We start from the raw sequence: 14,599 nt of genomic DNA on the forward strand, positions 1-14,599 counted from the left end.
GTCGCCGAGCTCGTCCTCGATGATGGCCGCTGAGCCTGTTCCCGAATCCAATGCGCTCTCACAAGTCGATCACCTCGTAATCACCGTTCGCAGGCGACGCGATTTCGCGGCCGGCGCGCGCGGAAAGTCCGGCATTCACGACCTCCGCCATTTCCGCGACCGTGCGCGCTTCGAAGAGCGACCGCAGCGGAATCTGAATGTCGAAGGCCATCTGGATGCGGGATGCGATCTGCGTCATGAGCAGGGAGTGCCCTCCGAGCTCGAAGAAATTATCGCGGACGCCGACGGCGTCGACGCGCAGGACGTCGGCCCAGATTTTGGCGAGGGCGCGTTCGGCGTCATTGCGCGGGGCGACGAATTTGTCGGCGAGCTGCGCGGCGATGTCGGGCTCCGGCAGGGCCTTGCGATCCACCTTGCCGTTGCGCGTCAGCGGCAGCGCGCCGAGGTTCACAAAGGCTGACGGAATCATATAATCGGGCAGGCTCTGGCGCAGATAGGCGCGCAGCTCCTCCGGCTCCGGCTCACGATCGCGGCCGACCACATAAGCGACGAGTCGATAGACGCCGCGCGACGCTTCGCGCGCGACCACAGCGGCCGCGCAGACGTCGACATGAGCGGAGAGACAGGCTTCGACTTCTCCCGGCTCGATGCGATGGCCGCGGATCTTCACCTGATGATCGACGCGGCCGAGAAACTCGATGACGCCATCGGCGCGATAGCGGCCGAGATCGCCGGTGCGATAGAGGCGCGAGCCGGGCGGGCCGAAGGGATCGGGCGCGAAAGACGCCGCGGTGAGATCGGCGCGTCCGAGATAGCCACGCCCCACCTGCACGCCGGCGACGCAAATCTCGGCGTCGACGCCGATCGGCGCCGGATCGAGCCAGCGATCGAGAAGATAGATCTTCGTATTGTCGACGGGGCGTCCGATCGGAACGCTGAGCTCATCGCCCATCGGCGGCTCGATGATCGGATGATAGGTCACATCGTCCGAACATTCGGCGGGGCCATAGGCGTTGAGCAGTCTCACCTGCGGATAGCGCTCCATGAATCGCCGGCACAGCTCCGGCGCGAAGGCTTCGCCGCAAGGCAGCAGCCAGCGCAATCCGTCGATCGACGCGTCGCTGTCGGCGAGCTCGAGCAGCGCGCGGATCATCGACGGCACCGCCTCCAATATGGTGACGCCGCGCGCGATCTCCGCGGCGAGACGCTGGGGATCGCGCGAGACGGCGTCGGGGAAGATCTCGACGCGCGCGCCGATGGTGAGCGCGGTGAGGAATTGCCAGACGGAGATGTCGAAACATTGCGATGCGGTCTGGGCGATCACATCGTTTTCGGTGAGGCCGAGCGCGGGAATCTTGGTGACGAGATTGTTGAACATTCCGCGATGCTCGACCATCGCGCCCTTGGGCTTTCCAGTGGAGCCGGAGGTGAAGATGACGAAGGCGAGATTGTCCGGCGCCTGGCGGCGCGGCGGATTGTCCGTGCGGCTCTCGCTCGCTTCGAGCGTTGCGAGATCGAGCAGGCGCGGCTGGTCGTCGCCGAGCGTCGCAGCGATGTCGCGGGCGCGGTTGCGCAGGGCAGCGCCGGCGGCGAGCAGAGCGACCTCGCTCTCGGCGAGCACTTGCGCGATGCGCCCGTCGGGATGCGCGGGATCGAGCGGCAGATAGGCGCCGCCGGCCTTGAAGATCGCCAGAATGGCGACGAGGAAGTCGACGCCGCGATCATCGAGCAGAGCGACGACGACATCGGGTCCGACTCCGCATCGGCTCAAGGCGTGCGCGAGCTTATTGGCGCGCATGTTCAGCTCGCCATAGCGAATGGAGACGTCGCCGCAGGCGACGGCGATGCGGTTCGGCGCCGTCGCCGCTTGCGCCTCGAAGCGCGCGACGAGATCGAGCGGCTCGCCATGATCGCGATCCGTCGCGTTCCAGGCGACCGTCAGCTCCTCCACCTCCGCTGGCGACAACAGCGCCAGCTCGCAGACGCGAGAATCGGGCGTTCGGATCATGCCCTCGAGCAATCGACGATAGTGATCGACCATTCGGTCGGCCGACTCCGCATCGAGCAGCGTCTGATTATAGGTCAGGCGCAGATGCAGCCTCTCATTGGGCATGACGCTGAGATTGAGCGGATAGTTCGAATGCGTCCGCGACGAATAGCTCAGCACTTCGAGCGGCAGCTCGCTGCGACGCAGCGATTCGTTCACCGGCACATTCTCATAGACGACGAAGCTGTCGAAGAGCTGCTCGCCGCGTTCGATCTCGCTCCATTTTTGAATGTCGGTGAGCGGCGCATATTCATATTGCCGCATCTCCGCCGTTTGCGACAGCAGACGGCGCAGCCAGTCGGCGATGCGCGCGGACGGCTCCACCGTGACCCGGCAGGGCAGAGTGTTGATGAACAGCCCCGCCATGTCCTCGACGCGGTCGAGCTCGCCCGGACGCCCGGCCACAGTGACGCCGAACACTATTTCGCTGCGGTTGAGATAATGGACCATCAGCAGCGCCCATGCGCCCTGCAGAAACGCGCTGGTCGTCAACCGATGCCTGCGGCAGGCCTCATGCAGCGCGGTCGTGTCCTCCTTGGAGAGCTCGGCCTGCGCATCGGTCACCTCGACCTCTCCCGGCGCGAGCGAGCGCCGGGGACGTTTCGCCGCTAGAAACGTCGGCGTCCTGAATCCTGCGAGCGCCTCGCGCCAATAGCTCTGCGCCGCGTCGAGGTCCTGGCGCTGCAGCCATGCGATATAGGCGCGATAGGGCGTGGCGACGCGCGTCGGCGCCGGCGCGCCCCTGAGCGCCGCCTCATAGTAGCGCAGAAAATCGGCGAGCAGCAGCGGCAGACACCAGGCGTCCAGCATGATGTGATGATGGCTGCGAATATAGGTCCAGCGATCCGGCCCGGTGCGGATGAGGCGCATGCGCAGGATCGGCGCGCGATCGAGAGTGAGGCCGGAGGTAAGCTCGTCATGGAGCATCGTCTGCAGCTGCAGTCCTCTCTCCTCCTCTTCGAGGTCGCGCCAGTCGAACAGCTCGCACGGCATTGGGACCGATTTCAGCGCGATCTGGTGAGGCCGCTCGTCCGTCGTCCAATAAAACGCCGTCCGTAGCATCGAATGCGAATCGACGACCTGGCGCCATGCATGCCGGAACGCGTCGACGTCGAGATCGGCCTTCAGCTCGATCACGTCCTGCATCAGATAAATGCCGGAATGTGGGTCGAGCAGCGTGTGCAGCAGCAATCCCTGCTGCATCGGCGCCGCGGGATAGATATCCTCGACATTGGCGGGATCGGTGATCAGCCTGTCGAGATCGGCTTGTCCGAGCGTCGACAGCGGGAAGTCTGATGGCGTGAAGCTCGATGTCTCGACGTCGAGGCAATGACGCACGAGCCCTTCCAGCTCGCGCTTCCATTCGGCGGCGAGAGCTTCGATGGTCGAGCGCGAATAGCGCTCTGCGCTGAAGCGCCAGCAGAGGCGCAGGCAGCCGTCGGTCACATCGCCGACAATCTCCCACTCATGGCTGAAGCTTCCTTCGAGCGAGAGATTTTCCCCGCTCGCGCCCGTCGCCGGGGCGAAGGGCGAATCGGGCGAGAGGGCCTGATCGAGCCGGCCGAGATAGTTGAAGAGGATATCGCCGCGCGCGCCGCCTTCGTCGCGCAGATAGCGCCGAACGCCATGATAGAAGCCATTGGTCGGTATGCGCCGCAGCTGCTCCTTGACCGATTTGATCAGCTGTTCGGGATCGCTCTCGAGAACGTCCTGCAGCCGCACCGGATAGATGCTCGTGAACCAGCCGACCGTGCGGCTCACATCGACTCCGGCGATCACATCCTCGCGCCCATGTCCTTCGAGATCGATCGTGACCACGTTCGATCCCGTCCAGGCGCAGACAGCGCGCGCGAAGGATGCGAGCAGCAGCTCGTTGATGCGCGTGTGATAGGCCGCCGGCGCGTCTTGCAGTAGCGCCCGCGTCGTCTCGGCGTCGAGCGCGACCCGCGCTTCGGCGCCGTGCCGCCGCCGGCGCGACCCGCGAGGGTTCTCGACGTGAAGCGGCTGCGCCTCGATCTCGTCGAGCGCCGACCAATAGTCGATGTCGCCGGGTGGAATCGCCGTCTGCGACAGGCGTCGCGCCCATGTCCGGTAGGAGGTCGTCTTCGCCGGGAGCGTGATCGCTCGCCCGCTCTTCGCCTGCCGGCAGGCGCTTTCCATATCCTCGAGCAGGATGCGCAGGCTGACTCCGTCCACGACGAGATGATGCGCGGCGAGGAGAATGCGTGGTTTTGCCGACGCGCCCAAATCGAACCAGACGATGCGAAACAGCGGCCCGGCCGCAAGATCGAAACGTCGCTGCCACTGCGTCGCCCGCGCGGCGATCGTCTCTTCATGTGCTTCGGCAGGAACCGAGGACAGGTCTTCCACGTGAAAGACGTCGCCTTCCTCCGAGGGCGCGACGAAAGCCGACCAGCCTCTTTCTCGCTGGGTGAAGCGCATGCGCAGCGCGTCATGATGCTCGACGAGACGGCGCGTCGCCGTCTCGAAATCAGCCGGCGTCATTTCGTCGCGCAGCTCGAGCAGGACGGCGAGATTCCAATGATGGGGCTCGTCGAGCTCCTGCTCGAAGAACCAATGCTGGATGGGCGTCAGCGGCGCCTCGCCCGCGACGACGCCTTCTTCCACGATCGCCGACTGCGCGCGCGCTGCCTCGGCGAGCTGCGCCACCGTGGGAAGGTCGAAGATCTGCTTGGGCATCAGCGTCAGCCCGGCGCGGCGCGCCCGGCTGACGATCTGAATGCTGAGAATGGAATCGCCTCCGAGCTCGAAGAAATTATCGTGGACGCCGACGGCGTCGACGCGCAGGACGTCGGCCCAGATTTTAGCGAGGGCGCGTTCGGCGTCATTGCGCGGGGCGACGAATTTGTCGGCGAGCTGCGCGGCGATGTCGGGCTCCGGCAGGGCCTTGCGATCGACCTTGCCGTTGCGCGTCAGCGGCAGCGCGCCGAGGTTCACAAAGGCTGACGGAATCATATAATCGGGCAGGCTCTGACGCAGATAGGCGCGCAGCTCCTCCGGCTCCGGCTCACGATCGCGGCCGACCACATAAGCGACGAGTCGATAGACGCCGCGCGACGCTTCGCGCGCGACCACAGCGGCCGCGCAGACGTCGACATGAGCGGAGAGGCAGGCCTCGACTTCTCCCGGCTCGATGCGATGGCCGCGGATCTTCACTTGATGATCGACGCGGCCGAGAAATTCGATGACGCCATCGGCGCGATAGCGGCCGAGATCGCCGGTGCGATAGAGGCGCGAGCCGGGCGGGCCGAAGGGATCGGGCGCGAAGGACGCCGCGGTGAGATCGGCGCGTCCGAGATAGCCGCGCCCCACCTGCACGCCGGCGACGCAAATCTCGGCGTCGACGCCGATCGGCGCCGGATCGAGCCAGCGATCGAGAAGATAGATCTTCGTATTGTCGACCGGGCGTCCGATCGGAACGCTGAGCTCATCGCCAATCGGCGGCTCGATGATCGGATGATAGGTCACATCGTCCGAACATTCGGCGGGGCCATAGGCGTTGAGCAGTCTCACCTGCGGATAGCGCTCCATGAATCGCCGGCACAGCTCCGGCGCGAAGGCCTCGCCGCAAGGCAGCAGCCAGCGCAATCCGTCGATCGACGCGTCGCTGTCGGCGAGCTCGAGCAGCGCGCGGATCATCGACGGCACCGCCTCCAATATGGTGACGCCGCGCGCGATGTCCGCGGCGAGACGCTGGGGATCGCGCGAGACGGCGTCGGGGAAGATCTCGACGCGCGCGCCGATGGTGAGCGCGGTGAGGAATTGCCAGACGGAGATGTCGAAACATTGCGATGCGGTCTGGGCGATCACATCATTTTCGGTGAGGGCGAGCGCGGGAATCTTGGTGACGAGATTGTTGAACATTCCGCGATGCTCGACCATCGCGCCCTTGGGCTTTCCAGTGGAACCGGAGGTGAAGATGACGAAGGCGAGATTGTCCGGCGCGTGACGACGCGGCGGATTGTCCGTGCGGCTCTCGCTCGCTTCGAGCGTTGCGAGATCGAGCAGGCGCGGCTGGTCGTCGCCGAGCGTCGCAGCGATGTCGTGGGCGCGGTTGCGCAGGGCGGCGCCGGCGGCGAGCAGAGCGACCTCGCTCTCGGCGAGCACTTGCGCGATGCGCCCGTCTGGATGCGCGGGATCGAGCGGCAGATAGGCGCCGCCGGCCTTGAAGATCGCCAGAATGGCGACGAGGAAGTCGACGCCGCGATCATCGAGCAGAGCGACGACGACATCGGGTCCGACGCCGCATTGGATCAAGGCGTGGGCGAGGCGATTGGCGCGCGCATTCAGCTCGCCATAGCGAATGGAGCCGTCGCCGCAGGCGGCGGCGATGCGGTTCGGCGCCGTCGCCGCTTGCGCCTCGAAGCGCGCGACGAGATCGAGCGGCTCGCCATGATCGCGATCCGTCGCGTTCCAGGCGACCGTCAGCTCCTCCACCTCCGCTGGCGACAACAGCGCCAGCTCGCAGAGGCGAGAATCGCAATTGACGATCAGCTGCTCCAGCGAGCGCCGGAACGCCTCTGCGATCCGCTGCACCGTCTCGGCGTCGAAGCGCTCGCGATCATAAGTGAGGCGCAGGCCGAGGGTCTCGCCGGGAATGGCGACGAAGGTGAGCGGATAATTGGTGTGAACGCGCAGCTGCAGCAGATCGATGTCGAGCACGTCCTTCTCCCCTCGCACGGATGGGTCGAGCGGCGCGTTCTCGAAGGTCAGCAGATGCTGGAAGAGCGGCGCGTCGGAGCGCGAGATGGCGCTCCAGCGCTGGATGTTCGTCTGGGGAACGAACTCATATTGGCGCATCTCGAGATTGTCCGCGAGAATCTCGCGGAGCCAATCGATGACAGGCTTGCGTCGGTCGATCCTGACGCGCAAGGGCAGGCTGTTGATGAATAGCCCGAGCGTCGCGTCGGCGCCGTCGAGATCGATCGGCCGGCCGGACGCGGTGACGCCGAAGACGACATCGTCGACCCCGCCGGCGCGTCCGAGAGTGAGCGCGAGCGCTCCTTGCACGAAAGTGTTCAGCGTCAGCCGGCGTTGCTGAACGAGCGCTCTGAGCCGCTCGTACATCTCGTTGGAAAGGTCGACGACGATATCCTCGACGAAGGAGACGGCGTCGCGTGTCGACGGTTTCGCCCCGACGAGCGGCGTCGGCTCGACGAATCCGTCGAGATGGGCGCGCCAGAACTGCTCGGCTGTCCGCTCGCTCTGTTCCGCGATCCATTCGATATAGCGCCAGAACTGCGGCGCCGGCGCAAATTCCGTGGCCTCTCCCTTTCGCACAGCGGCATAGTGCCGGCGAACGTCGAGGATGAGCAAAGACGTGCACCAGTCGTCCAATATGATGTGATGGAAGCTGCGCACGCAGATGTGACGATCATCTGCGAGGCGAAAGATGCGGATGCGCATGAGCGGCGCCTGCGCGAGGTCGAAGCCCGCTTCCCTTTCGGCGGCGAGCGCGCGATCGATCGCGTTCGTCTGCTCCTGTTCCGTGGCTCCGCTCAGATCCGTGACCTCGAAGGGAAGCGCCGCGGCGCGATGCACGATTTGATGCGGCCGTCCTTCGCTCGACCAGTCGAAGGAGGTGCGTAGAATGTCGTGCCGGTCGATAACGCGCCGCCACGCTTCTAGGAAGGCGTCGATATCGAGCGCGCCTTTGATCTCGTAGCGGTCCTGCATCAGATAGAGGCCGGTCCCCTGCTGCGAGAGCGCATGGAACAACATGCCTTCCTGCATGGGCGTGAGCGGATATATATCCTGAGCGTCACCATGCACAGCCTTCAATCGCTCGACATCGGTTGCGCCGAGCTGGGCGAGAGAGAAGGGCGTCGAACGCCGCTCGCGAGTCGGCTCCGTCCCGTCTTTCGCGACGCGCAGGCGCGGAGCGAGAGACGCTGCGGTCGGATATTGGAAGAAATCGCGCGGCGCCGCCTCATATCCTCGCAGTCTCAGCGCGCTCGCCGCCTGAATTGCGCGGATCGAATCGCCGCCGAGATCGAAGAAGTCGTCGTCGGCGCCGACGCGCGCGAGGCCGAGCGTCTCGGCGAACACGGCGCAGATCGCTGCTTCCGTCTCGGTCGTCGGCGCGACATAGCGTTCGCTAAGCAAAGCGTCGACGTCCGGCGCGGGAAGCGCCTTGCGATCGACCTTGCCATTGTCGAGCCGCGGCAGGCGCTGCAGCGCCACGACGAAATGCGGCGTCATATAGTGCGGGGCCTCGCTTCGAAACGCCTCTTTCACCGCCCGCGGCTCGAGCTCGCCGACGACATAAGCGACGAGCCGCTTGTCTCCGGTTGCGTCGGCTCGCGCCACGACCGCCGCCTCGCGGACGCCGGGCAGTCGCGACAGCACATCCTCCACTTCGGAGATTTCGATGCGATGACCGCGAATCTTCACCTGCTGGTCGGAGCGGCCCATGAATTCGAGCTTTCCATCCGCGCGATATCTCGCGCGATCCCCGGTGCGATAGAGACGCTCGCCGAAGCCGAACGGATCGGGTGTGAATTTCGTCGCGGTCAGCTCCGCGCCGCCGCGATAGCCGCGCGCGACTCCTGCTCCGCCCACGCAGAGCTCGCCGGCGATTCCGACTGGCGCGAGTTCGCCATTTTCATCGAGAACATAAGCGCGAGAGCCGGGAATCGCGCGGCCGATGCTGACGCCCGATGAGAGATCGTCTTCCGTGCTCAGCTGCTCGGCGGCGCACCAGACCGAGCATTCCGTCGGACCATATTCATTGATCAGCGCTGCTTCTGGAAGCGTGTGAAAATGGCGCTCGACCACATCGGCGCCGCAGGCCTCGCCGGCGACGATGCAGCATTTCAGCATCGTCCGCTCTCCGCGCGAGAGCTCTCCGAGCAGCTCGCGGTGGAAGGAGGGGAGACAGAGGAAATGGGTGATGTCGCGGCTCGCGATGATCTCCTTCAACGCGACGGGATCGCGGCGCGTCGTCTCGGCGACGAGATGGAGCCGTCCGCCGCGCGCCAGCGTCCAGAATAATCCCGCAAAGGAGCTGTCGAAGGAAAGCGAGGAGAGAAGCAGAAAGTCGTCGACCGTCTGCGGATAGAAGGCGAAGCGCGCGAGGAGGGACGCGACCGCATTGCGATGCGTCGCCATCACGCCTTTGGCGCCTCCCGTGGAGCCGGAGGTGTAGACGATATAAGCGAGGTTGTCGGGATGGGCACTGGAGACCACGGCGTCATTCGAAACATCCGCGAGCTCGTCGGCGTCGACGAGAATCTTAGGAATCACGCAGTCGAGGCGTGGCAGGCTTTGCGCGGAGATCAAGGCGCGCGCGCCGGAATCTGCGAGCATGTAACGCAGCCGCTCCGACGGATAGGCCGGGTCCAGCGGAACGAAGGCGCCGCCCGCCACGAGCACGCCGAGCACAGACGCGACATAATCCAGTCCGGGATCGAGGAGCACGCCGACGGGCGTCTCCGGCCCTATTCCCGCTCGTTGCAGCAGGCGCGCGATTTGATTGGCGCGCAGACGCAATTCGCCATAGGTCAGCGATCCATCCTCGGCGACGACGGCGATATCGTCGCTGCGCGCGTCCGCGCCGATGAGGTCGTGCAGCAATGTTTCGCGCGGCGCGCTCAGCTCATCGCCTGTCGATCGGACGAGAATCGTTCGCCGCTCGGCTTCGTCGAGCATGTGGGCGTCGCCGATGCGACAGTCGGGCGATCGCAGCAGAGCGTCGAGGAGCCTCGCATAGCGATCGGCCATCGCCGCGACGGACGAGCGCGACAGCACCTGCTCGCTGAATTGAAAGGAAAGGGCGAGACGACCCTCGTGCTCCGCCGCCATCACCTTGAGGTCGAACATTTCGACGCGGTTGCTCAGCGCCACGGGCTTCGCCGCCACGCCGAGCAGATCGATCGCGCCGAGCTCCTCGCCCAGCGACAGAGCCGCCGCGGCGCTGGGCGCGCCGCCCTGCGCTTGCTGCAGAACGAACCAGGTCTGATAGATCGGCCATTGATCGTCGACGCGGACGGGATTGAGGCGCTCGACGACGAGCTGGAACGGAAAGCGCTGATGGACGATCGCGCCCTTCACTTGTTCATTCACTCGGCGCAGCAGATCGATGAAGCGATCCTGAGGCGCGATCTTCGATCTTATGGCGATGGGATTGACGCAATTGCCGACGGTTGCGGCGGCGGCGTGGTCGAGACGCCCGCTCGCGGCGCCGCCGACGATGATGTCGTCCTGTCCGCAGGAGCGTCGCAGCAGCGCGAAATAGACGGTGAGCAGCGCCGAATAGAGGCTGACGCCCTCGCGTCTGGCGAGGTCCTTCAGTCGACGCGTCGCGCTGTCGTCGATCATGAGAAGCGTCGATCCGCCGCGATAGTCGCGGCGGCCTGCGCGGCGAAAATCCTGCGGCAGATCGAGAACCGGAAGCGGCCCGGCGAGCTGCTCGCGCCAATAGGTCCAATCGCGCTCCGCCGCGGCGGAGGCGAGATAATCGGCTTCAGCGGCGACGAAGGCGCCATAGCGCGGCTCGGCGGCCGTCTGCGCCTCGCCGCGATAGCAGCGGTCGAGCTCGTCGAGCAGCAGGACCAGCGACCATTGATCGACGGCGATGTGATGCGCGACGAACAAGAGCGCATGGCGGTCCTCGGTGACACGATAGAGCACGACCCGCAGCGGCGGCTCGTTCTCTATGTCGAATGACCGGCGCGCCTCCTTCGACATTGCGTCGCGCAGCTCCGCATCGCTCCAATGCGCGGCTTTTTCGACGCGCAGGACCAGCGGCGCGTCGTTCAGAGCGACGCGCTCGGCCATGTCTTCGCCGGCGCATGGCCGAAACACGGTTCGCAGCTGCTCGTGCCGCTCCACCAGGCAGTGAATTGCGCGCTGCAGACGCTCGACGTCGATCGGCGCCTCGAAGCCGATCGCAAGATGCAGATTATAGGCTTCGCCCGCGCCTTCGAGACGATGGATCGTCCACATGGAGCGCTGCGTGAAGGAGAGGGCCGAATCCCTACGCTCATGCGGCGCAGCGCCCAGTGAGGGCGGCGTGCTCCCATCGACGATCCGCAGCATGGCGTCGGCGGCCGTCGCCATGCTCACATTCGAGAGCAGCAGCTCGATCGGCGCGTCGATGTCGAGAGCGGCGTCGATGCGATGCTTCAGCTCGACAGCGCGAAGCGAGCTCAGCCCGACGTCGACGAAGGAGGCGGCGTCGCTCACCTCGCGCTCGGACATGTCGAGAATCTCGGCGGCGCTCGTCGACAGGAACCGTCGCAGCAGCGCAGCGCGTTGCTCGGCGTCGACATAGCTCATCGCTTGCCTCAGGAAGGCGCTCGGGCGCGGCGCCGCTTCGTGTCGCTTCAACGTCGCTTCGGCCTCGGGCCGCGCGCGGCTCCATTGCGCGATCACGGTCAATTCATCGGCGAGGAGCAGCCGGCGGCATTCGGAGCGGCGCAGCTTTCCACTCGATGTCTTGGGAATGGAGCCTGGGCGCGCCAGCACGACATGCGCCGGCTCGACGCCGAGATCTTCGGCGACGCAGCGGCGAATGAGAGTGAGGATGTCGGCGTGAGCGCTCTCGCTCGCCGCGGCGGCCGCGCGATCGGGCTCGGCGATCACGACGAGCCGCTCCTCGTCGGCCTGTGTGAGCGAGAGAGCGGCGACGGCGCCCGGACGCAGATCGGCGACGCGCTGCTCGATCGCCGCCTCGACATCCTGCGCGTGAATATTGCGTCCGGCGACGATGATCATGTCTTTCAATCGTCCAGCGATGAAAAGCTCGCCATCCTCGAAGAAGCCGAGATCGCCGGTCCGCAGATAAGGCCCTCGATCTTCGCCGGCGATGCGCGCCCCGAACACGCGCGCGCTATCCTCTGGCCGTTCCCAATAGCCGCGTGCGACTCCCGGCCCGGCGACCCAGATCTCTCCGACGGCGGCGGGACCGCAGCGCGTCGAGCGCTCCGGATCGACGATCGCGACCTCATAGCCCGGCCAGGCGTGGCCGCATCCGACGAAGGAGAGCGAGCGTCCGGTCGCGGCGCGCAGCATGCGCCCGGCGTCGAGCGCGGCCCTGTCGATCTCGATGATCGGAATCGGACGCTCGCCCGTCGGCGCCGTCACGACGAGAGTGGCTTCGGCGAGTCCGTAGCAGGCGGTGAAGGCGTCGCGGCGAAAGCCGCAATCGGCGAATGCGCGTGCGAAGCCGTCGAGCGTCTTGGCGCGCACCGGCTCGGCGCCGCTGAAGGCGACACGCCATTCACTCAGGTCGAGGTCGCGCTTGTCCTCCTCCTTCATCTTGCGCACGCAGAGATCATACGCGAAGTTCGGTCCGCCGCTGGTTCGCGCGCCATAGCGAGAGATCGCCTGCAGCCAGCGCGCCGGCTTTTCCAGAAACGCCATTGGCGACATGAGATAGGCGGTGGCGCCGACATACATGGGCTGCAGAATATTTCCGATGAGACCCATGTCGTGATAGAGCGGCAGCCATCCCACGAGATCGGAATCGGGGCCGTGGCCGAAGCTCTCGGCGATCAGCGCCTGATTGCTCATGAGATTGCCATGGGAGATCATCACGCCGCGCGGCTCGGCGGTGGAGCCGGACGTATATTGCAGGAAGGCGAGGTCGCCCGCGGTCGGAGCATAGGGGCGCCAGTCGGCGCTCGCGGCGACGTCGATCTGGTCGGTGGCGATCCAGCCGGCCGCGGTCGTCGGAATGTCCTCGCTCGTCTCGAAGCGAAGCCTCATAGCCTCGGTCGTCAGAATGATCGAAGGTTGCGAATCGAGGACGATCGATCGCAGGCGGTCGAAGTGACGGCCCGATGGAGGATAGGCGGGAACGGCGACGACGCCGGCGTAGAGGCAGCCGAAGAAGGCTTCGATATAGGGAAGTCCCGGCGGATACAAAAGCAGCGCGCGCGCGCCTTTTGCTCCGGCGGAGGCGAGACGCGCGGCGATGGCGCGCGCACGAAGATCGAGGTCGGCGAAGCTCGTCCGCGCGCCTTCGCGCTCGCCGTCGTCGAGAAAGAGATAGGCGAGCTTCGTCGATTGATCGGCGGCGCGCATGCGCAGAAGATTCACCAGATTGTCGCTGTCGGGGCGCACGCTCGCGCTCGTGAATTTCGTCGATGACAAGGTCATGCCGCAACCTCGATGCTGTGCGACGTATCGGGAGATCGTCGTCTCGATGTCGGAAAATGTGGATGAAGCCGGAGCGCCATGCGCAACGAAGAACAGCGACGGCGAAGGCGCAGCGTCTGCTCTATCGACGCTCGACGATCGATGCGCTCATGAAGGCGAGGCGTGCCGCGAAGGCGGGATCCTGATCATGTCATCGGTTCCGTCGCTCGGCATTCGAGCTCCTCCACAGCGCAATTGATTTGTCGGCCGCGAGGCTCGGCGAGCGGCGGCCATCCTCGCTTTGCGCATAGACGCGCCAAGCGGCGCGATCATGCCAGCGCGAGCAGCGGCGGCCCGCGCCGGTCGGGCGCGCACTTGACAGGCTTGCGTCCTTGCGTCACTCGGCGCGCTCATCGAGGCAATGAGACGAGGCGAGCAGCGCATGGCGAGGGCTTTTGTTTTTCCGGGTCAGGGGTCGCAGGCGATCGGCATGGGCAAGGCGCTCGGCGAGGCTTTCGCGGAGGCGCGCGCCGTCTTCGCCGAGGTCGACGACGCGCTCGGCGCATCGCTCTCGCGCGTGATGTTCGAGGGCCCGGAGGCCGAGCTGACGCTGACCGCCAATGCTCAGCCGGCGCTGATGGCCGTGTCGCTCGCCGCCATCCGCGTGCTCGAGGCGCAGGCCGGGCTCGATCTTTCCCGAGACGCTGCTTTCGTCGCCGGTCATTCGCTCGGCGAATATTCGGCGCTCGCGGCCGCTGGCGCGCTCTCGCTCGCCGATACGGCGCGGCTGCTGCGGCTGCGCGGCGAGGCGATGCAGGCGGCGGTTCCGGTCGGCGCCGGCGCGATGGCGGCTCTCCTCGGCGTCGAGATGGCGGCGGCGCGCGAGATCGCCGCGGAGGCGGAGCAGGGCTCCGTCTGTCAGGTGGCCAATGACAATGGCGGCGGCCAGATCGTCGTCTCCGGCGCGAAGGCGGCGGTGGAGCGGGCGATCGAGATCGCCAAGGGGCGCGGCGTCAAGCGCGCCGTCGCGCTGCCGGTGTCCGCCCCCTTCCATTGCGCGCTGATGCAGCCGGCGGCCGAGGCCATGCGGGCCGCGCTGGCGACGACGACCATTCATGCGCCGCGCGTCGCGGTCGTGGCCAATGTCACGGCGAGCCCGGTGATGCAGCCGGAGGAGATCCGCCGGCTGCTCGTGGAGCAGGTGACGGGAACGGTGCGCTGGCGCGAATGCGTCGCCTATATGGCGGAGCAGGGGACGGGCAAATTCGTCGAATGCGGCGCCGGCAAGGTGCTGACCGGGCTGTTGAAGCGCATCGCGCCGCAGGCGGCGGGGATCAGCGTCGGCGCGCCGGCCGATCTCGACGCCTATCGCAGCTTTTTCTAGAAGCGCTATTCGATCCGATCGGATGAGATAGCGCTCTATAATTCTTTCGCTCGAGCGAATTCTGA

Annotated in this window: 3 protein-coding genes; 2 read left to right on the forward strand and 1 reads right to left on the reverse strand. The window is 66.0% G+C overall.

Features of this window, described 5'->3' with window-relative positions; all coding sequences use genetic code 11:
• Positions 1-58: 58 nt before the first annotated feature.
• Positions 59-13,135: a non-ribosomal peptide synthetase gene (locus tag CQW49_RS17720; RefSeq protein ID WP_162150808.1), complete on the reverse strand. Its 13,077-nt coding sequence runs from the start codon at positions 13,133-13,135 to the stop codon at positions 59-61.
• On the opposite strand from CQW49_RS17720, the gene CQW49_RS24745 reads away from it, so the two are divergent.
• Positions 13,116-13,409 carry a hypothetical protein gene (locus CQW49_RS24745; protein WP_162150807.1) on the forward strand — a complete coding sequence of 98 codons (294 nt, stop codon included), beginning with the start codon at positions 13,116-13,118 and terminating at the stop codon, positions 13,407-13,409. The genes CQW49_RS17720 and CQW49_RS24745 overlap by 20 nt on opposite strands.
• 183 nt (positions 13,410-13,592) lie before the next feature.
• Positions 13,593-14,534, forward strand: coding sequence for an ACP S-malonyltransferase (gene fabD, locus CQW49_RS17725; protein WP_003608271.1), 942 nt, complete (start codon positions 13,593-13,595; stop codon positions 14,532-14,534).
• Positions 14,535-14,599 lie beyond the last annotated feature (65 nt).

This window comes from Methylosinus trichosporium OB3b, assembly GCF_002752655.1.
Classification (GTDB): Bacteria; Pseudomonadota; Alphaproteobacteria; order Rhizobiales; family Beijerinckiaceae; genus Methylosinus; species Methylosinus trichosporium.